Source organism: Pseudomonas sp. BCRC 81390 (genome assembly GCF_030341915.1).
Classification (GTDB): Bacteria; Pseudomonadota; Gammaproteobacteria; order Pseudomonadales; family Pseudomonadaceae; genus Aquipseudomonas.
Genome location: NZ_JATAAG010000066.1, coordinates 407,764 through 427,216, shown reverse-complemented (window position 1 = coordinate 427,216; position 19,453 = coordinate 407,764). Strand labels below are relative to the sequence as shown.

The window sequence follows — 19,453 nt, the reverse complement described above, 5'->3', positions numbered from 1 at the left end:
GCTGTCCCAGTTTTCGAGGTACCGCCATGCCATCCGCCATTTCCACTGACGTGCTGATCGTCGGCGCCGGGGTCGCAGGCCTCTGGCTCAATGCCCGCCTGCGCCGCCTGGGCTATTCGACGGTGCTGGTGGAGCGCGCCAGCCTTGGCGGCGAGCAGACCATTAAGTCCCAGGGCATCATCCATGGTGGTACCAAGTACGCCCTGCACGGCGCCCTCACCGGTGCCTCGGAAGCCATCGCCGACATGCCGCGCCGCTGGCGCGAAGCGCTGAATGGCAGCGGCGAGCTGGATCTTACCCATACCCGCCTGCTGTCCGACGCCCACTACCTGTGGTCGCCAGGCACCCTGGCCGGCAACCTCACCAGCTTCTTCGCCAGCAAGGCCGTGCGCGGCCGGGTCGACCAGGTGAAGGGCGAGCAACTGCCACCCGCACTGCAGGACCGCGCCTTCAAGGGCAAGGTCTATCGCCTGGCCGAACTGGTCGTCGACGTGCCCAGCCTGCTTGCCAACCTGGCCGAACTGGCGGGTGACAGCCTGCTGGCCGGCGAGCGCATCGAACCGTTGCGCGAGGCTGACGAGCTGGTCGGCCTGCGCGTCGACGGCCGCGACATCCGCGCGCAGCGCATCGTGCTCAGCGCCGGCGCCGGCACCGAAGACTTGCTGCATGCCCTGGGCCTGACTCAACCAGCCATGCAGACCCGCCCGCTGCACATGGTCATGGCCAAAGGTGCCAACCTGAAGCCGCTTTATGCCCACTGCCTGGGCGGCGGGCCAAAGCCGCGGGTGACAGTGACCACCCATCCGGCTGCCGATGGCCAGTGGGTCTGGTATATGGGCGGCGACCTGGCCGAGGCCGATGGCGTCGCCCGCGAGCCGTCTGCGCAAATCGTGGCGGCACAGAAGGAAATCGCCAGCCTGCTGCCATGGGTCGACCAGAGCCAGGTGCGCTGGGCCACCCTGCGGGTCAACCGCGCAGAACCGGCGCAGTCGGGCCTGGTGCGCCCGGACAACGCCTTCCTCGCCGACCAGCAGCGCCTGCTGGTCGGCTGGCCGACCAAGCTGGCCCTGGCACCGGACTTCAGCGACCGGGTCATCGCCCACCTGGAGCGCGACGGCATCCGCCCACAGGCCCAGGCCAACCTCGCCGACCTGCCACGCCCCCCGCTGGGCGTACCGGCCTGGGAGCAACTGCTACCATGAGCCTGCCAACCCTGCACGACTTCCACCGCAACCTGGGCAGCACCGGCTTCAAGGTATCGCCGCTGGGCCTGGGCACGGTCAAGCTGGGCCGCGACCAGGGCGTCAAGTACCCCACCGGCTTCACCATCCCCGGTGATGACGAAGCCCGCCTGCTGCTGGCCCAGGCCCGCGAGCTGGGCATCAACCTGATCGACACCGCCCCGGCCTATGGCCGCAGTGAAGAACGCCTGGGCCCGCTGTTGCGCGGCCAACGCGATGAATGGGTGATCGTCAGCAAGGTTGGCGAAGAATTCGACAACGGCCAGTCACACTTCGACTTCAGCGCTGCCCACACCCGCCGTTCGGTAGAGCGCAGCCTGCAGCGCCTGGAAACCGACCGTATCGAGCTGGTGCTGGTGCACTCCGACGGCAATGACCTGGCGATACTCGAACAACAGGAGGTGTACCAGACCCTCGCCGAGCTCAAGCAGGAGGGCAAGATCCTCGGCTATGGCCTGTCTGGCAAGACCGTCGCCGGTGGCCTGAAGGCCCTGGAGCGAGGCGATTGCGCCATGGTCACCTATAACCTCAACGAGCAGGCAGAACGCCCGGTGCTGGACTACGCTGCCGAACACGGCAAGGCCATCCTGGTGAAGAAGGCCCTGGCCAGCGGGCATATCTGCCTGGCCCCAGGCGTTGACCCGGTGCAAGCCAGCTTCGAGCTGCTGTTTGCCCATCCGGGCGTCAGCAGTGCTATCGTCGGCACCATCAATCCGCTGCACCTGGCCCACAACGTGGCAACCGTCGCCCGTATTCTTGGCCAGCATTGAGTTGCCCCTGGCCCCAGGGCCTGGAGACTGACCGGACGCAAGGAGGAGCCGCGTGGCGCGAACGCTGATCCGCAAGAACCCGAGCAACTTCAAGACGCTGCCGCTGCATGTCGAGGCCACGCCCGAAGGGCTGATCTACCAGAGCATCGGCATGCCGCTGAATTTCGCCCAGACCCAACAGCGGCGCAAGGCCATCCAGTTGCCCGATGCGCAGCGCTTCGTGGTCGAGCTGGCCAACCTGGGCGTGTCGGTGCGACTGACCTTGCATTGGCAGAACCGCGATTACTGGGTGTTGGTGCGCCAGCGTCGCCAAGACCGTGGCGATGTGGTGCTGAAACTGATCTCCGGTTACGTGCCGGCGCAGGAGCTGAACCTGCCGTTGCACACCGCCGTGCAGGAAGTCGCCGAGGAATGCCTGCTGGAAACTCCGGAAGGCTGGCTGGGCGGGCGCTTCAATGATACCTGGCTGCCTGTGCCCTACGCGGCCGCCCTGCACTACCGCGAAAACCCGCACTTTGTGCTGACCCCGCAGTCCGGTGCAGCGCGCCCGGTGCATTGCGGCAAACTGATGCTGCTGGAACGGCCAAGAGCCTACGTGCACCTGCCTACCGCCTCGTTGCAGCTGATCTATGACATGCGCCTGCAGGTTCCGCGGGAGGCCAAGAAGCTCAGCCTGTTCCACGTCGATGAGCGGCTCGAAGGCGACCAGCTGGTGGCGCGGCTCAACCGCAAACGGCCGGACCTGTACCTGATGCCGCTACAGGACGGCCAGCCACTGGCTGAGCTGTATACGCTCAAGAAGGATGAGCTGATGCCGGCAAGCACCCGTGGGCTGTACCTGGCCGAAAGTTTTGCCCGCCAGGAGGGTTGGGTGGTGAAGGAAGAGCGGGTGCGCTGGAAGGATTGGGTGAAGCAGCAGGGGTTGGTGGAAAGCAAACCGGTGCGGGCTTCGCACTTGCAGCGCTTTGGTGACAAGGCGCGGGCACTGCTGGAGCGGGCGCGTACTTCGCTGCACAAGTAAGAATCGGGGGCTGCTGCGCAGCCCCGGCTTTCAGTTCTTGCGGATCTTCTCGACGATCGCCGTGGTCGAGCTGTTCTCGACCAGCCCCAGCACCTTCACGGTACCGCCATAGGCCTTGACGATATCGGCACCCACCACCTGGTCGATGCCGTAGTCACCACCTTTGACCAGCACATCCGGCTTGACCTGGCTCAGCAGGTTCTCCGGGGTACCCTCAGGGAAGCTGATCACCCAGTCCACCGCCCCCAGCCCGGCCAGTACGGCCATGCGCCGGTCGACGCTGTTGATCGGCCGGCCCGGCCCTTTCAGGCGGCTGACCGAGGCATCGTCGTTGACCGCGACGATCAGGCGGTCGCCCTGGGCACGGGCCTGCTCCAGGTAGGTGACATGGCCAGCGTGCAGGATGTCGAAGCAACCGTTGGTAAAGACGATCTTCTCTTTGTGCGCCCGCGCGTCATCGATGGCCAGCAGCAACTGCTCCAGGCCCAGCACGCCGCGCTCGGAGCCTTCCTCACGCTGGATGGCCCGGCGCAGTTCAGGGGCGCTGATCGCCGCCGTACCCAGTTTGCCGACCACGATACCCGCCGCCAGGTTGGCCAGGGCCACCGCGTGTGGCAGGTCCTCTCCAGCAGCGATGGCTGCCGCGAGGGTGGAAATGACGGTATCGCCGGCACCGGTCACGTCGAATACTTCCCGAGCCCGTGCCGGCAAGTGCAGCGCCGGCTGGCCACTGCGCAACAGGGTCATGCCATGCTCGCCACGGGTCACCAGCAAGGCGCCCAGGTCCAGGTCCTGCAGCAACTGCAGGCCCTTGGCGACCAGGTCGGCTTCATCGGCGCAACGGCCGACGATGGTCTCGAACTCGCTGAGGTTCGGGGTGATCAGGCTGGCGCCACGGTAGATGGAGAAGTCCTTGCCCTTGGGGTCGGCGAGCACCGGAATGCCCTTGGCCCGCGCCGCCTGGATCAGGCTCTGGTGATTTTTCAGTGCACCCTTGCCGTAGTCGGACAGGACCAGCACCTTGACGCCCTCGAGCAGGCTGTCGACCTCGGCACCCAGCGACAGCGGGTCGGTGGCGAACGGTTCTTCGAAATCGATGCGCAGCAGTTGCTGGTGACGGCTCATGACCCGCAGCTTGACGATGGTCGGCTGGTGCGCGATGCGCTGGAACACCGAACGCACGCCGGCGGCCTGCAGGCTGTTGGCCAGGCTGTCGGCGGCTTCGTCCTGGCCGGTGACGCCAATCAGCGAAGCCGGTGCACCGAGGGCGGCAATGTTCAAGGCAACGTTGGCCGCGCCGCCGGGGCGATCCTCGATCTGGTCGACCTTGACCACCGGGACTGGCGCTTCCGGCGAGATACGCGAAGTACCGCCATGCCAGTAGCGGTCGAGCATGACATCGCCGACCACCAGTACCGGGGCTTGATCGAAACGCGGCATGGACAACTTCATGGGCAACCCATATGGAAATAATGAACAGGGGCAGGATATTAGCACAGGGTTGGGAACGGCTTTACGGCCAGATCACCCTGGGAAAATTCCCGTGACAATCGGGGCCGTGATGGCCCCGGTCAACGAGGGTTCAGGTGATATCGGCCTTGGCCGGCTCATCCAGGCCCATGGCATGCAGGCGGGCATAATGGCCATTAGCCGCAAGCAGCTCGGCATGGGTGCCACGTTCGACCAGACGGCCCTGGTCCATGACCAGGATCTGGTCGGCCTTCTCGATGGTCGACAGACGGTGGGCAATTACCAGCGTGGTACGGCCTTGCATCACATGGTCCAGGGCAGCCTGGATATGCCGCTCGGACTCGGTATCCAGCGCCGAGGTAGCTTCGTCGAGAATCAGCAGCGGTGCGTTTTTCAGCAGTGCCCGGGCAATCGCCAGGCGCTGGCGCTGGCCGCCAGAGAGCAGGACGCCGTTTTCACCCACTTCGGTATCGAAGCCGTTCGGCAAGCGGTCGACGAACTCCTTGGCATAGGCATCGGCCGCAGCAGCTTCGATGTCGGCGCGCGGTGCACCGGCCAGGTCGCCATAGGCGATGTTATTGGCCACAGTATCGTTGAACAGGGTGACGTGCTGGGTCACCTGCGAAACATGGCGGCGCAGGTTGCGCAGGCGATAGTTCTCGATTTCCACGCCGTCGAGCAGGATCTGCCCCTGGTTGTGGTGATAGAAGCGCGGGATCAGCGCTGCCAGGGTCGATTTGCCGCTGCCGGAGCGGCCGACCAGGGCAATCATCTGCCCCGGCTCGGCGATGAAGCTGATGTCGCTGAGCACCTCGCGATCGGTGCCCGGGTAGGTGAAGCTCAGGTTGCGCACTTCCAGGCGCCCTTCCACCCGCTCTTTCTCGACGGTGCCGGTGTCCACTTCAGGTGCTTCGTCCAGTTGCTCGAAGATGCTCTCGGCACCGGCCAGGCCCTTCTGGATGGTCGAACTTACCTCGGAAAGCTGGCGAATCGGCTTGGGCAGCAGGCCTGCAGCGGTGATATAGGCCACCAGGTCACCAGCGGTGGACTCACCGCGCAGGAACAGCACCAGGAACATCAGCGCAGCCATGGCGATGTAGATCACCAGCTGCAGCATCGGCGTGTACAGCGAACCGGTCTTGGTCATGCGCAACTGCTTGTCGGTGTTGCTCTGGCTGGCCTTGCCGAAACGCTGCTCCTCGTAGGCCTCGCCGCCGAAGCTGCGCACCACGCGATAGCCCTGGATGGTCTCCGAAGCGACATGAGTGACGTCGCCCATGGCTACCTGGATCTTCTTGCTCTGCTTGCGGAATTTCTTGCTGGCGACACTGACCATCACCGCGATCAACGGCATGATGGCAATCATCACCAGGGTCAGGTGCCAGTTCATCCACAGCAGGTAGGCGAACAGGAACACCACGGTCAGGCCTTCGCGGATCACTACCTTGATCGCATCGGTGGCCGCACCGGTGACCATGGTCACGTTGAAGGTGATGCGCGAAATCAGGTGCCCGGAGTTGTGGTTGTCGAAGTAGCGGTTGGGCAGGACCAGCAACTTGTTGAACAACTCCACGCGCAGGTCATGCACCAGGCACAAGGAAACCTTGGCCAGGAAGTAGTTGCCGAGGAACGAACCCAGGCCCTGCCACGCGGCAATGAGGATGATCAGCAGCGGTACGGCCTGCAGCAATTGCAGGTCACGCAGGTAGGGGACGTTGGGGAACAACACCGCTTCGGGGTTGCTCAGCCCATCGACGAAATACTTGAGGATGCCGGCCAGCATCGGCTGGGTCGAGGCAAAGATCACGAAACCAACGATGCTCAGCAGGAAAATGCCGACATAGGGTTTCACATAGCTCAGCAGCCGGAAGTAGATCTTCAGGCTGGAGGTGTGTTCCGCCGGTCGCGGTGTTTCGGCCATTATCGAGCTCGCTGTTCAGGTTGAACCGGAAATTTTACCACAGGCGTCATTTTCGGCACGCCCCCATGGCAGCAACATGGCCAGGCCCACGGGCAGCCAGCTGATGAACCATTCGGCACGTGGAGTACCGGTGAGGCTGGCGGCGTCGAACTGCATGGCCAGGGTCGAATAGACCCAGAAGCCGAGCAGGATCTTGCCGAACAGTGTGTCGCGTGCGCGTACAATCTCACCTAGCGTGTACAGCCATACCAAGACCCATAGCAGCATGCCGGGCAGGCCGATTTCCACCGCGATATGGGTGAACATGTTATGGGTGTGGTCGAAGTGCTTGCCCACCGCACTCACGTCGTAGGCTGCCCCCAGGCCGAGGCCGGTCCATGGATGTGCGGCAATCATGTCGACCACGGCATGGAAGATTTCCGGCCGGTAGGACGAGCCGCGCTGGGCGATCAGGTCATATGCCAGGTAGAAAGCCAGACCAGTGGCGGTGGCCGCCAGGATCGAAAACACTCGGCTATGCCGGTCACGGAACCACAGCGGGGCCAGGATCACGGTAAGCACCAGAGCCAGGACCGCGCCACGGCTCTGGCTGAGCATGGCGAACGCACCCAGACAGGCCAGCGCTGCCAGCCACAACAGCTGCAGGCCGCGTTGCTGTGGCGGCAGGTAAAGCAGGAAGAGCACAGCCGAGCCGATGACATAAGCGCCCAGGATCGGGTGCGATATTTCACCGATGCCTTGCAGGCGGGCCAGCAAAGGCTGGGCCTGCATGCCGTAGAAATGGATCACGGAAACCAGCGCGGCAACGGCCAGCAAGGCGCTGCCGGCCAGCAGCAGCTGGCGAATGCGTGCCTGGCCAAGCTGGGCCAGCAATGGGAACGCCAGCAGGAAGACGAGGATGTAAAGCAGCCGCTTGATCTCCCGTCCCGGATCTTCTGCTATCGACCATGCCAGGCTCAGCCCGCTCCACGCCAACAGCAACAGCACACTGCCCCACAAAGCTGGCTGATGCTTCCAGGCTTGTACCAGAACCTGCCTGGCAGACCAGGCCAGGACCAGCGTGGGCAACCACAGGAACAACACCAGGCCTTGCTGATAAATCTTGTTGCTGGGTGCCAGGGCGATGGCCGCCAGGAACCAGACCAGACCCAGGCCCAACCAGGCTCGAGCCCAGCTTTTTTGATACAACATCCTTTTCCCCCGATGAATCAAAGACACCATCCATGGTGCTACTGCATTATTTTCGGCATTATTGCCGGTCATTTTGCTCGACAGACGACAAGGCCCTATCCATGCAATGCTCCCGGCTCCCCCAGGTCGACTTCGATCAGCTGACACAAGGCGCTCAGGTGCTTGAGGCAGACAGCCATGGCGCCAAAGTCTACCTGCTCGCGGATGGTAATTTCCTCAAGGTTTTTCGCCGCAAGCGTCTGATTTCATCTGCACTGCTGCGCCCGTACTCGCAGCGCTTCGTCGACAATGCCGCACGCCTGGCGCAAATGGGCATCCCCACCCTGGAAGTGATCAGCCAGCACAAGCTCGACCTGCCAGGCCGCACTGCAGTGCTGTACCGCCCGCTGCCAGGGCGGACCTTGCTGCAGATGTCGCGCGACCAAGGTTTCAGCTGGGATATCTACCTGCCGCGCCTGATCGAGCTGATCCGCCAGTTGCATCGCAGCGGTGTGTACTTCCGTTCCCTGCATCTGGGCAATGTGGTGGTTACCCCCGAGCATCAGCTGGGCCTGATCGACGTGGCGGACATGCGTTTCCTGCGCGCGCCCCTGTCGGCGCGCATGATTCGTCGCAACGTGCAGCACATGGTGCGCTACATCGAGCGGGAGAACCTCGGTGACCGATTCCCCGTTGCCGCCTTCGAGGCAGCCCTGCTGGCGCGCTGAAAGTCAACCGCGCAGCAGGTTATGCGAGTCGTTGCAGAACGCCTGCCAGGCCTGCTCCGGGGCCAGCGCCCGACGCTGCCGGGCGGCCGTTGCAGGGGCATCGCGCGTCGTGCATTGCTCGATCGCCTCGGCCCAAGCGTCTTCATCGGCAATTGGCAGGTAGCAACCCGTATCCTGCAACTGCTCACGGAATACCTGCAGGTCGCTGCAGACCACCGGTACATCGGCCATGACCGCTTCCTGAACCACCAGCCCCAGGCCTTCGGAACGCGAAGGAACCATGAGCCAGTCGAACGCACGGTACAGTTGCTGCAGGTCGTCGCGGTGTCCGCTCAGGTGTACGCGCCCGGCCAGGCCCAGCGCATCGATACGCGCCTGCAGCGCCGCACGCAGCGGGCCTTCACCGATGATCGCCAATTGCAGCCCCGGCTGGCGCGCGCTGGCCTTGGCAAAGGCCTCGACCAGCATCTCGAAGCCTTTGCTCTCCACCAGCCGCCCGACCGCGCCCAGCAGCAGACCGCTGGCCGCTGGCAAATCCAGCACTTGCCTGGCCACTTCGCGGCTCAACAACGGCTCGGCGAAAGCCCGAGGATCCAGGGCCATGCGCAGCGTCTGCACCGGCCTGCCGAGGTCATTTTCAAGCGCCGCAGCGAGCGTCTGCGAAACAGCGGCAATGCTCAGCCGCTCTGCCGAGAACATGCGTAGCAGGTGCACATCACTGGCACTCAGCCGCGTCTTGCCGTGGAACAGCACCTTGGCGCGCACCCGCGGAACCTGCTGCAGCAACGGCAACACCAGCCGCGCCACGCCGACGCCGTCGAGCAGCACCACTTCTGCCTGGGCCTCGTCCAGCGCCTTGCGCAAGCGCATGCGCAACCATGGACGCAAAAGGCGCCACAAGTGCCGCCCTTTCAGGGCCCGTGGCGGCATGTGCCACTCCCGGGTCGAGCCGAGCCCACAACACAGCCCGCTACCGAGCAGCAGCCAGTTGCTGATCCGGGCATCGGCCCCCGCGTGCGACAACACTTGCCGATGCACCTTGTGGATGGACATGTACGGCGTTCCGCCCGCCCACATCATATTGACGATGTTCATGGGTCCGTTCCCGCTCATGTCAGGTGGGACAGTGACTTCATTGAACAAATAGTGTGATTACCATGCCGATCACGGCACCTGCCACCAACGTCAATGCCAACTTGATCCGATCCCGCTTACGACGTTTGGCCTTGCGCTCCACTTCGATGGGCAAGGTCACGTGGTTACCAAAGCCGGTGTGCAATACTGCATCACCCTCCAGAGTGACCGCTGTCAGATTTAACTCAGCATAGCGTCGGGAAAGAGCCTTTTCCCCAGAATAGGCAGCAAATGGCGCGCAGCGCTGGTAGTCGGCAAGCCGGCGCAGCCCAGGGTTGAGCGAAAAGGCCTGCCACTCGGCCTTGTCGGACAGCAGCGGATAACAAGGCACACCGGCAATTACCTGACGATCACCGAGGTGGATATAGGGGCTGTGGATGGCCAAGTCATGGGCATGGCTGCGCAGCCACACCTGCAACAGGTCGGGGCTGGCCTGCAGAATGGCCCGCGAGTCTTCGACGAAGCCCTGGCGGTAGAAATGCCAGTCATCCTCGCAGTGGAAGATGTACGGCGTCCTGACGTGGCTGTAGGCCAGGTCGATGGACGGCAACTGGCCGAGCTTGGGCCGGTTGACGAACACCTTGCAGTGCGGTTTCCAATGCTCCGGCACAGCGGCGTGCACGGCATCGTCACCGGAATCCTCGGTAATGAATACCTCACGAATGGGCGCGGTGTTGTAGCGATCGAAACTCTCAAGGGTATCTTTGAGCAGATCGAACCGCCCACAGCTGGTCACGACGAGCGTGACATCACTCTCATTTGAAAAGCGCACCGGACTCCCTCCGCCTTGCGACTATCGACTTTCAACACCCGCTCCGTACGGGCGAAAGTTCTTGTGTTAGATACCCAGCTTCAGGCGCAGCCGCTGCCATGCAGACAACGGCGGGTGGGGCCTGAGCGCCGGGCGCATGTGGTCGACGATGCTACGTCCAACGGCCCCGAAACTGAAACGGGAAACCGCCAGATGGCGACCATTTTCGGCAATCTGCCGGGCCAGTGCAGGGTCTGCACGCAAGCAACGGAGTTTTTCCTGAAGGGTCGGGATGCTGTCATAAAACACCACGTTGTGCATGTCTTGCAGGCCCAACGCGCGGTTTTCTTCCTCGCCCTGGTCATACGCCAGCAACACACAGCCGCAGGCCATGGCTTCGAAGTTCTTGATCATGTATTCGCCCATGCCGACATCGGCACTGACGAAGAAGCGGATCCGATTGAGCGTGTTGCAGTAATCCTCGCCCGATTTGGTACGGGTCACCACCAGGTTCTCGACCCGGCCCAGCTCGTCCAGCAGCGCCTTGCGTCCGCTGTAGGCTACGCTGTTGGTGCTGCCGACAAACGCCAGCTCGATGTCACGCTCGCGCCCCTGATCACTGAGTAACTGCTCGTCGTAGCCCTTGGGTACGAACACGGCATCGAACCCTTCCTGGCGCAGGCGCTCGCTGACCATGTAGCCGGAACTGATAACCCGCGCCCATGGCAGCTGGCGATAATGCGCACTGAACTTGCCGGTGTACTTGCACGGGATGTAGTTCTGGTAGGCGTCATGCTCGAGGATGACCAGGTTCGGCACCGTGCGGATGAACGCCGCCTGGCGAATTTCCTGCTTGAAACGCAGGAAGAACACGATGCGGTCATAGCGCTCGACCTCCACCTCCCGCTTGAAATAGCGGCGCAGGTTGCGCTGGTCTTCGCTGGTCAGCCAGCGCAGGTCGCATTCGCAGTTGGCCGCGACGCCATCGTACAGGCGGTCGAGAATGGCCCGCTGTTCCTTCTGCACCAGAAATAGGACTTTCATTGCTTTCCTTGGGCGCTCTGCGCCATCGCGGTCAACCATGGGGGCTACAGCTCACGCCGCCAGAACAGTTCATGTCGGCGCACGGCCTTGCGGAAGAACTCGTTCTCGCCGTACGGCGATGGCCTGCGCCCGGCCAGCCAACGCTGCAACCAGCGGCGTACCCGGCGCTTGAACGGCGCGGGCGGCTGCAGGTCGTGCATCATGCCCAGGGCCATGGCCTTGTCGCGCTGGGTCACCAGGTCGAGCACCAGGCTGCAGGGCGCCCAGGCCTGATCAGCGCTCATCTGCGGTGGCAGGGCTACACCATCGCCACTGTCGCCCATCGGCCAACGGTCGTTGTCATGCAGGTGGTTGGCGTAGCAGAGCAAGGTTTGCGGCTGCCAGGCCTGGCCTTGCAAGGCTTCCAGAACTGCGGCCTGGGCGCAGATGTGGTCGGGGTGCGGGTCGAGCTGCGGGTGCGGCATCACCAGCACATGCGGCCTGGCCATTGCCAGCAAGGCCCGCAGGTCGGCAAGCAGGTTGTGCCAGGTCGGCGCGCCATCGCCATCGGCCGGCAGTGGGAACGGGTTGAACTGGCGGAACAGGCGGATATCGGCAAGGCCGGCCTCACGGGAAGCGGCCGGCTGGTCTGGCGCGGCCTGCATGGCGGGCAGTTGCAGGCAGAAATAGCCCAGTTGCACGCAGCGCGATTCCGGGACCCCGGCCCAGCGTGGCACGGCGATACTGTCCCAGGCCCGCAGGCGGCCTTTCAACCGTGCAGCCTCGGCCTTGGCGAGGCCCATCTGCTGGTAGTGCTCAGCCTCGATTTCACCGGCGGTCAGAGTCACCACCCAGGCTTCGTCGGCCTGGCTGTAGAGACCGTAAGCAGCCAGCTCGGCATCATCGGCATGCGGCGCGATCACCATCACCCGCCGCCGCTGCAATTCAACCGCCGGGGATATCCACAGGCGCGGCTGGCCGAGCAAGCGACAATGGCGGCCACGCAGGCGCAACGAGCCGCCCTGCAGAGGCGCGGCCAGGCCGGTCAGGTTGAGAAAACGCACGCCATCGACGCCGCGCTCGAAGGTTTGCCGATCGCCCTGCTCGCTGACCAGAATGTCGACCTTCGGATCGAACAAGCGCCCCAGCCAGCTACTTGTCACTCGCAGTTCGAGGATCAGGGTTTCGTTGCCTTGCAGCACGCAGTCGGCCTTGAGCAGATCACCCTCCAGCCTGGCGGCAACCGCCCGGGCCTGATCGCCGAAGTCGTAGGCGTAGTCCTCGCTGGGCGCATAGAACAGATGGTCGGCAAACCAGGCTTCGTGCCCCGCCCACAACAGCGGCAACAGCAGCAGCGGCAGCCACCACCAGCTGAATACCCCCAGGGCGACCAGCGCGACCAGGCCCGCCAACAAGCTCAGGCGCTTGTTGCGCCGATGGCGCTTGAGCAACTGCTGCTTGCGGCTCACGCCTGATACACCGGCACGGGGTTGCACCAGCGGTCCTTGTATTCGCGGTCGGCACGGCCGAACGAGAACCGCAGCGGTTTGTTGCGCGCCCGGGCATCCTCCCAGGCAGCCTGGGTATTGAGGAAGCTCAACACGCTACCAGGGCTGAAAGCCTTGGTTTCCGGGTCGACACCGCCATTGATGTACTCGACACTGACCCACTCGGGCGCTTCGACGCGGTACACCAGCTGGATGGCAATCGGCTTGCCGTCCAGCAGCAACACCGAACCGATCAGCAGCTCGCGCAGGCGCTCCAGCACATCGGCCATGCGCTCGGCCCCGGTGGCCGGGAAACCCCAGCGACGCTGGAACAGGTCGCAGTACATGCAGGCAATCTCCTGAGCGCTGAAGTCGCCGATCGGACTCACCACGCCGCCCGCCTCTTCCAGCAGGCGCAGCTCGCGGCGCTGGTTGTAGCGGAACTTCTTCGACAGGTCTTCCGGCGCACGCGCCATGGCCAGCTGTTCCTTCTGCGCCTTGAGGCCACTGAAGCGGCCCTGGTTCAGTTCGGACAGGTAACGCGCCGTATGGCGCAACGGCGCAGCGGCATCGGCCGCCGCCGGCAGGATGATTTCGGCATTGCCCAGGTCGAACAGGGCTTTCTTGCCGCTACGCTTGAGCACATCCTTGGACAGCGCCAGGTGGTGCCCCCAGGCCGGGAGGGCGGCCTTCAGCACGCCGGCCTGGTGCCACCCCAGGTAACGCACCGGGAGCTGCGCCAGGTCGGCCAGTTGTTCGACCACCAGCGGATGGGTAGCGACGCTGCCGCCGAAGCGGGCCCATGCCTCGGCGTAGGCCTTCGCGTCGATGGCTTGCCAACCGCGTTCGCGGAAGGCCTGGATACGGTTGAGCATCAAGCCTTCCCTACCAGAGAGCGGACTTGCGGCAGCTGCCAGAAGGCTTCGCGCACCGCCTGGTCGGAGAAGCGCTCACGCAGACGCAGTAGCATGTGTGCGGCACAGGCCTGGCGCTGCGGCTCATCGAGCACGGCCATGTGCTTCAGGCCTTGGGCCAACTGCCCGGCATCACCCAGCGGGAACAGCACGCCAACCCCCTCGACCACTTCGCGCGCACCGCCACAGGCCGTAGCCAGCACGGGAACTCCGGCGACCATCGCCTCGAGCAGGACCATGCCAAACGGCTCATGGTCGGAACTGAGGGCGAACACGTCGAACGCCTGGAAATAGCGGCGTGCGTCTGGCACCTGGCCAAGGAAATCGACCTGCCCGGCAATGCCCAGCTCGGCGGCCAGCGCCTTGAGCCTGGCCTCCAGGCGGCCCTTGCCGAGGATCGCCAGACGTGCGCCAGTCGGCAGCCCCGGCAGCGCTTCGGCAAAGCCACGCAACAGGGTGGCCTGGTCCTTGTCCGGGTGCAGGCGCCCGACATTGCCGACAATCCATGCCTGCGCATCCAGGCCCAGGGCCTGACGGGCTTCGACGCGCGGCACCAAAGCCGCTTGCAGGGCTTCGATGTCGATGCGGTTGTACAGGGTCTGGATACGCTCTGCCGGCCACTGCGGCAGACAGCGACGCATGTCGTCACGCACGGCGTCCGATACCCCGAGCAGGCTCAAGCGCTTGCTGAACAGGTTGGCGAACAGCCGGCGGCCCTTGCGCTGATAGTCGCCGAAGGCATGGTGCACGCCAATCACCGGCAGGCCGGTACCCAGCAGCGCGACATAGATCGGCTTGAAACGATGGGCAATGCAGAAGGCAAAATTGCGCTCGGCCGCTATCCGCCGCAATGCGCGGATAGCGCCGAGCTTCAGGCCACGCACGGCCTTGGAGCTGAACTCGAGGAACAATACCTCGTCCGACGCACAGCCGGCCGCCACATGCGGGTCGGCAGCGCCGGTGAGGAACACCGTGGTCACCTGGTAGCCATGCCCCTGGAACAGGCTGGCATACTGACGGGCGCAGTCCAGGAATGGCCCGTCATAGCCATGGCAGAACTGCAGGATGCGCGGCTCAGAGCGGCTGGTCATACGGGGCTGCGCCGTCCTTCACCACCAGGATGTCCTCCATGATGAGGTACTGCAGATCCGAGCCGAAGAACATGTTCAAGGCGTCGGTCGGCGAGCAGATCATCGGTTCACCACGGCGGTTCAGCGACGTGTTGAGCGACACGCCATTGCCGGTCAGGTCCTCCAGCGCCTTCATCATGTCGTAGTAGCGCGGGTTGTATTCGCGCTTGAGCACCTGGGCCCGCGAGGTGCCATCCTCGTGGACCACCTCCGGCACGCGAGTCTTCCACTCTTCAGCCACTTCAAAGGTGAAGGTCATGAACGGCGCAGGGTGGTCGACCTTGATCATGTGCGGGGCGACGGTGTCGAGCATCGACGGGCAGAAAGGTCTCCAGCGTTCGCGGAACTTGATCTGCTCGTTGATGCGGTCGGCCACACCCGGCACGCTTGGGCAACCGATGATCGAGCGGCCACCCAGGGCACGCGGGCCGAACTCCATGCGGCCCTGGAACCAGGCCACCGGGTTGCCATCGACCATGATCCGGGCGATGCGCTGCGGCATGTCGTCGAGCTTGCGCCACTTCGGCGCGTTCGGGTGGCGGGCACAGGCGGCGATCACGTCCTCGTTGGAGTACGACGGGCCGAGGTAGACGTGCTCCATCTTCTCGACCGGCACGCCACGGGCGTGGGAAACGTAGGCGGCGGCGCCCACGGCGGTACCGGCGTCACCGGAGGCCGGCTGCACGAACAGTTCCTTCACATCGGAACGGGCGATGATCTTCTGGTTGAGCTTGACGTTCAGCGCGCAGCCGCCAGCGAAGGCCAGCTTGCCGGTTTCACGCAGGGTGTCGCCCAGGTAATGGTCGATCATCTGCAGGGCGATCTTCTCGAACAGCGCCTGCATGCTGGCTGCGTAATGGATGTACGGCTCGTCGGCGATGTCGCCTTCGCGCTTGGGACCCAGCCATTCGATCAGCTTCGGCGAGAAGTAGAAGCCCTTGCCCTTTTCTTTATAGCGACGCAGGCCGATCACGTTGGCGTATTCGGTGTTGATCACCAGCTCGCCGTTTTCGAAGCTGGCCAGGCGCGAGAAATCGTATTTGCTGGCGTCGCCATATGGCGCCATGCCCATGACCTTGAACTCGCCGTCGAGCATCTCGAAGCCGAGGAACTCGGTGATTGCGCCGTACAGGCCACCGAGCGAGTCCGGGTCGAAGAATTCCTTGATCTTGTGGATCTTGCCGTTTTCGCCGTAGCCAAAGAAGGTGGTGGCATACTCGCCTTTACCGTCGATGCCGAGAATCGCGGTCTTTTCCTTGAAGCCCGAGCAGTGGTAGGCGCTGGAGGCGTGGGCCAGGTGGTGCTCGACCGGCTCGATCTTGACCTTTTTCGGATCGAAGCCCAACTGCTCCAGGCACCAGACGATCTTCTTGCGGTAGCGCTTGTAGCGGCGGTTGCCCATGAGGATGGCGTCGAGGGCACGATCCGGGGCGTACCAGTAACGCTTGGCGTAGTGCCAGCGTGCCTTGCCGAACAGGCTGATCGGGGCGAACGGAATAGCTACCACGTCGACATCGGATGGCTTGATGCCGGCCTGCTCCAGGCAGAACTTCGCCGACTCGTAGGGCATGCGGTTCTTCGCATGCTTGTCACGCACGAAGCGCTCTTCTTCGGCGGCGGCAACCAGCTTGCCGTCTATGTACAGGGCCGCGGAAGGGTCATGGCTAAGGGCGCCGGACAGGCCAAGAATCGTCAATGCCAAGGGATCAGCCTCTTCATTCGTAGAAATGCGCCAGCGGCCCATCGGGCGGGTGGCGGCTAAAGGGCGGGATTATAACGCAAAGATCACGAACTGCGCGGTCGTTGTAGGAGCGGCCTTGTGTCGGGAACAGGCCGCAAAGCGGCCCCAGGTTTTCAGCTTCGCAGCAGAAATTGCCGGGGCCGCTTTGCAGCCGTTCGCGACACGAGGCTGCTCCTGCAGGGGATTGCAGTGCTGACTATTCGGCGATCAGCCAGTCCATGCGGTAGCTGCCGGCAGTCTGTGCCAGCTCCCTGGCCAGCCAGGGCAGCAGTTCCTTCAGTTCGTCCTCCAGCCCCCACGGCGGATTGGCGATGGCCAGGCCCGAACCATTCAGGCCCTGCGGGCTGTCCTGGTGGTGCACGTACAGCTCGACACGCAGCAGCTTCGGTGCGCCGGTGCTGGTCAGGTCCTGGTAGAAACGGGTCAGCGAGCGCTGGTCCTTGATCGGATACCAGATGGCCGCGACCGTCTGGCGCATGCGGCTGATCGCTTCTTTCATCGCCGTAGTGCAGCGCTTCAGTTCATCAGCCTGCTCGAACGGCGGGTCGATCAGCATGATCGCGCGCTTTTCCTGCACCGGCAGCAGGGCTCGCGGCACATGCCAGCCTTCGCCCAGGTGCACGACCACGCGCGGGTCCTTCTTCATGTTCTCCTTGAGCAGCGGCCCGTCTTCCGGGTGCTTCTCGTTGAGCAGGGCGCGGTCCTGCTGACGCATCAGGCGGCGGGCCAGCTCGGGCGAACCGGGGTAATAGCGCAACTCGCCATCAGCGTTCAGGCGCTTGATGATGCGCAGGTAGTCAGCGGCCATGGCCGGCAGGTCATCGCGATTCCACAGGCGGGCCACCCCTTCCAGGTATTCGCCGGTGCGGGTTGCCTGGTCGCCTTGCAGGTCGTACAAGCCGAGCCCTGCGTGGGTATCGATGTAGGCGAACGGCTGCTCCTTGCGCGACATCAGGGCGATGAGGCGGGTCAGCACGATGTGCTTGAGGACGTCGGCGTGGTTGCCGGCGTGGAAGGCGTGACGATAATTCATGGCAACTCCTGCGGGGGTGGCAAGTTTACCTTGCCTTGCAGGCGGAGTCAGGCCTGGCTGTCGATCGGCGGCGCCCGCCAGGCAGGCGCCGCCGATTCAACCGGTGTTACTTGTCAGCGTGGTACGCCGCATCAGCCGTTTCGAAGCGCTGCACCATCGCTTTCGAAGGGCTGCCCAACTTGCTCACCACGACGATGGCAATGCTGGCGAACAGGAAGCCCGGGATGATTTCGTACAGCCCGAGGGTGTCGAAGTTCTTCCACAGGATCACGGTCAGCGCACCGACCACGATACCGGCCAGTGCGCCGTTACGGGTCATGCCTTTCCACAGCACCGAAATCAGCACCACCGGACCGAATGCGGCACCGAAACCGGCCCAGGCGTAAGCCACCAGGCCCAGTACACGGTTTTCCGGGTTGGCGGCCATGGCGATGGCGATCAGGGCCACGGCCAGGACCATCAGGCGACCGACCCACACCAGCTCGACCTGCGAAGCGCTCTTGCGCAGGAAGGCCTTGTAGAAGTCTTCGGTCAGGGCGCTGGAGCACACCAGCAACTGGCAGCTCAAGGTACTCATCACCGCTGCCAGGATGGCCGACAGCAGCACACCGGCGATCCACGGATTGAACAGGATCTTGGCCAACTCGATGAACACACGCTCGTGGTTCTCGGTGACCGGGCCAGCCAGATCAGGATGAGCCGAGAAATAGGCGATGCCAAAGAAGCCCACGGCGCAGGTGCCGGCCAGGCAAAGGATCATCCAGGTCATGGAGATACGGCGGGCGTTGGCAATCGATTTCACCGAGTCGGCGGCCATGAAGCGCGCCAGGATGTGCGGTTGACCGAAGTAGCCCAGGCCCCAACCCATCAGCGAAATGATGCCGATGAAGGTCGCGCCCTTGAACATGTCGAAGTGAGCCGGGTTCACCACCTCGATAGCGGCGAAGGTCTGGTCGAAGCCGCCAGTGGAGATCAGCACGATCACCGGGGTGAGGATCAGCGCGAAGATCATCAGCGAGGCCTGCACGGTATCGGTCCAGCTCACCGCCAGGAAGCCACCAATGAAGGTATAGGCAATGGTCGCCGCCGCACCGGCCCATAGCGCGGTTTCGTACGGCATGCCGAAGGTGCTCTCGAACAGACGGGCACCGGCGACGATGCCGGAAGCGCAGTAGATGGTGAAGAACACCAGGATCACGATGGCCGAAATGATCCGCAGCAGGCCGCTATGGTCTTCGAAACGGCTGGAGAAGTAGTCCGGCAGGGTCAGCGCATCGCCGTTGTGCTCGGTCTGCACGCGCAGCCGGCCGGCAACGAACAGCCAGTTGAGGTAGGCGCCGACGGTCAGGCCGATGGCAATCCAGGCTTCGGACAGGCCAGAGAAATAGATGGCGCCCGGCAGGCCCATCAGTAGCCAGCCGCTCATGTCGGAAGCACCGGCGGAGAGCGCGGTCACCACGCTGCCCAGGCTGCGACCGCCAAGGATGTAGTCGGAAAGGTTCTTGGTGGAGCGATAGGCCGCGAAGCCGATCAGCACCATTGCCGCGATGTAGATCACGAACGTGATCGTTAGTGGGTTGCCCATTATGTGTGCCCTGGCGTTTGTTTTTATCTCATGCACAACCGCAGCCATGGCGGTTGCACCCAGGCGGCGAATGCTATGCAACAACGCGAAGCGGGTGCAACCATTTTTCACCGGCAAGTTGCACCTGCCCGCGGATTTTCCGATAAAGCCGATTTCTTGCTCCTTTTTGGAGCAATCAGGCCGGTTTTCAGAATAAAACGCACCGAAAACACGCCTTTTAAACTTCCACGATCGGCCAGCTGACGAGTTGCACCTTTTTCAGCAAAAATTAGGGTTGCACCTGGTTGCACCCGAATTGTCCTACAGCTACTCTTGGCGCCAGCTTAGGCCACAG

Annotated in this window: 17 protein-coding genes; 4 read left to right on the top strand and 13 right to left on the bottom strand. The window is 63.6% G+C overall.

The window, feature by feature from the left end:
* The first annotated feature begins 26 nt into the window (after nt 1-26).
* From QSV36_RS18545 to QSV36_RS18535, 3 genes are read left to right on the top strand one after another with little or no spacing between them, the layout of a single operon-like run.
* Nucleotides 27-1,202: an NAD(P)/FAD-dependent oxidoreductase gene (locus tag QSV36_RS18545; RefSeq protein ID WP_289133676.1), complete on the top strand. Its 1,176-nt coding sequence runs from the start codon at nt 27-29 to the stop codon at nt 1,200-1,202.
* Complete coding sequence (locus QSV36_RS18540) at nt 1,199-2,011, top strand: aldo/keto reductase (RefSeq protein ID WP_289133675.1); 813 nt, start codon at nt 1,199-1,201, stop codon at nt 2,009-2,011. Before QSV36_RS18545 ends, QSV36_RS18540 begins: the two co-directional genes overlap by 4 nt.
* A gap of 52 nt (nt 2,012-2,063) precedes the next feature.
* Complete coding sequence (locus tag QSV36_RS18535) at nt 2,064-3,032, top strand: metal ABC transporter ATPase (protein WP_289133674.1); 969 nt, start codon at nt 2,064-2,066, stop codon at nt 3,030-3,032.
* 30 nt (nt 3,033-3,062) lie between these two features.
* Here QSV36_RS18535 and hldE read toward each other — a convergent pair whose 3' ends face one another.
* From hldE to QSV36_RS18520, 3 genes are all read right to left on the bottom strand, one after another.
* Nucleotides 3,063-4,484 (bottom strand): bifunctional D-glycero-beta-D-manno-heptose-7-phosphate kinase/D-glycero-beta-D-manno-heptose 1-phosphate adenylyltransferase HldE, encoded by a 1,422-nt coding sequence (hldE, locus tag QSV36_RS18530; RefSeq protein WP_289133673.1) that lies wholly within the window; start codon nt 4,482-4,484, stop codon nt 3,063-3,065.
* Nucleotides 4,485-4,614: 130 nt separating this feature from the next.
* Entirely contained in the window at nt 4,615-6,423 is a 1,809-nt protein-coding gene (msbA, locus tag QSV36_RS18525; protein WP_289133672.1) for a lipid A export permease/ATP-binding protein MsbA, read from the bottom strand.
* A gap of 15 nt (nt 6,424-6,438) precedes the next feature.
* The gene (locus QSV36_RS18520; RefSeq protein WP_289133671.1) at nt 6,439-7,614 is read right to left on the bottom strand and encodes an O-antigen ligase family protein; all 1,176 of its coding nucleotides are present in this window, start codon (nt 7,612-7,614) and stop codon (nt 6,439-6,441) included.
* A 101-nt stretch (nt 7,615-7,715) separates the two neighbouring features.
* On the opposite strand from QSV36_RS18520, the gene QSV36_RS18515 reads away from it, so the two are divergent.
* A complete protein-coding gene (locus QSV36_RS18515; RefSeq protein ID WP_289133670.1) occupies nt 7,716-8,321 on the top strand; it encodes a toluene tolerance protein in 606 nt (201 codons plus the stop codon).
* A 3-nt stretch (nt 8,322-8,324) separates the two neighbouring features.
* Here the strand turns inward: QSV36_RS18515 and QSV36_RS18510 are convergent, their stop codons facing one another.
* The 10 genes from QSV36_RS18510 to QSV36_RS18465 all read right to left on the bottom strand — a co-directional run bounded on the left by QSV36_RS18510 (nt 8,325) and on the right by QSV36_RS18465 (nt 19,409).
* Nucleotides 8,325-9,416, bottom strand: a complete 1,092-nt coding sequence (locus tag QSV36_RS18510) for a glycosyltransferase (RefSeq protein ID WP_289133669.1) — start codon at nt 9,414-9,416, stop codon at nt 8,325-8,327.
* Nucleotides 9,417-9,453: 37 nt separating this feature from the next.
* Nucleotides 9,454-10,227, bottom strand: coding sequence for a glycosyltransferase family 2 protein (locus tag QSV36_RS18505; RefSeq protein WP_289133668.1), 774 nt, complete (start codon nt 10,225-10,227; stop codon nt 9,454-9,456).
* A gap of 66 nt (nt 10,228-10,293) precedes the next feature.
* Nucleotides 10,294-11,250: a glycosyltransferase family protein gene (locus tag QSV36_RS18500; RefSeq protein WP_289133667.1), complete on the bottom strand. Its 957-nt coding sequence runs from the start codon at nt 11,248-11,250 to the stop codon at nt 10,294-10,296.
* A 44-nt stretch (nt 11,251-11,294) separates the two neighbouring features.
* Nucleotides 11,295-12,698, bottom strand: a complete 1,404-nt coding sequence (locus tag QSV36_RS18495; RefSeq protein ID WP_289134219.1) for a PIG-L deacetylase family protein — start codon at nt 12,696-12,698, stop codon at nt 11,295-11,297.
* Entirely contained in the window at nt 12,695-13,591 is an 897-nt protein-coding gene (locus QSV36_RS18490) for an antimicrobial resistance protein Mig-14 (protein WP_289133666.1), read from the bottom strand. The genes QSV36_RS18495 and QSV36_RS18490 overlap by 4 nt, the downstream gene beginning before the upstream one ends.
* The gene (locus QSV36_RS18485; protein ID WP_289133665.1) at nt 13,591-14,721 is read right to left on the bottom strand and encodes a glycosyltransferase; all 1,131 of its coding nucleotides are present in this window, start codon (nt 14,719-14,721) and stop codon (nt 13,591-13,593) included. The genes QSV36_RS18490 and QSV36_RS18485 overlap by 1 nt, the downstream gene beginning before the upstream one ends.
* On the bottom strand, nt 14,705-16,462 hold the full coding sequence (locus QSV36_RS18480; RefSeq protein WP_289133664.1) for a carbamoyltransferase family protein: 1,758 nt from the start codon (nt 16,460-16,462) through the stop codon (nt 14,705-14,707). The genes QSV36_RS18485 and QSV36_RS18480 overlap by 17 nt, the downstream gene beginning before the upstream one ends.
* 235 nt (nt 16,463-16,697) lie before the next feature.
* On the bottom strand, nt 16,698-17,534 hold the full coding sequence (locus QSV36_RS18475; RefSeq protein WP_225779478.1) for a 23S rRNA (adenine(2030)-N(6))-methyltransferase RlmJ: 837 nt from the start codon (nt 17,532-17,534) through the stop codon (nt 16,698-16,700).
* Nucleotides 17,535-17,640: 106 nt separating this feature from the next.
* Entirely contained in the window at nt 17,641-19,119 is a 1,479-nt protein-coding gene (gene putP, locus QSV36_RS18470; protein ID WP_289133663.1) for a sodium/proline symporter PutP, read from the bottom strand.
* A gap of 107 nt (nt 19,120-19,226) precedes the next feature.
* Complete coding sequence (locus QSV36_RS18465; RefSeq protein WP_289133662.1) at nt 19,227-19,409, bottom strand: hypothetical protein; 183 nt, start codon at nt 19,407-19,409, stop codon at nt 19,227-19,229.
* Nucleotides 19,410-19,453 lie beyond the last annotated feature (44 nt).

Excerpts from the sequence above, each read along its gene's own strand:
- QSV36_RS18520 (WP_289133671.1), bottom strand. The coding sequence starts at position 7,614 with ATGTTGTATCAAAAAAGCTGGGCTCGAGCCTGGTTGGGCCTGGGTCTG.
- QSV36_RS18475 (WP_225779478.1), bottom strand. The coding sequence starts at position 17,534 with ATGAATTATCGTCACGCCTTCCACGCCGGCAACCACGCCGACGTCCTC.
- hldE (WP_289133673.1), bottom strand. The coding sequence starts at position 4,484 with ATGAAGTTGTCCATGCCGCGTTTCGATCAAGCCCCGGTACTGGTGGTC.
- putP (WP_289133663.1), bottom strand. The coding sequence starts at position 19,119 with ATGGGCAACCCACTAACGATCACGTTCGTGATCTACATCGCGGCAATG.
- QSV36_RS18510 (WP_289133669.1), bottom strand. The coding sequence starts at position 9,416 with ATGAACATCGTCAATATGATGTGGGCGGGCGGAACGCCGTACATGTCC.
- msbA (WP_289133672.1), bottom strand. The coding sequence starts at position 6,423 with ATGGCCGAAACACCGCGACCGGCGGAACACACCTCCAGCCTGAAGATC.
- QSV36_RS18515 (WP_289133670.1), top strand. The coding sequence starts at position 7,716 with ATGCAATGCTCCCGGCTCCCCCAGGTCGACTTCGATCAGCTGACACAA.
- QSV36_RS18490 (WP_289133666.1), bottom strand. The coding sequence starts at position 13,591 with ATGCTCAACCGTATCCAGGCCTTCCGCGAACGCGGTTGGCAAGCCATC.
- QSV36_RS18500 (WP_289133667.1), bottom strand. The coding sequence starts at position 11,250 with ATGAAAGTCCTATTTCTGGTGCAGAAGGAACAGCGGGCCATTCTCGAC.
- QSV36_RS18545 (WP_289133676.1), top strand. The coding sequence starts at position 27 with ATGCCATCCGCCATTTCCACTGACGTGCTGATCGTCGGCGCCGGGGTC.
- QSV36_RS18540 (WP_289133675.1), top strand. The coding sequence starts at position 1,199 with ATGAGCCTGCCAACCCTGCACGACTTCCACCGCAACCTGGGCAGCACC.
- QSV36_RS18485 (WP_289133665.1), bottom strand. The coding sequence starts at position 14,721 with ATGACCAGCCGCTCTGAGCCGCGCATCCTGCAGTTCTGCCATGGCTAT.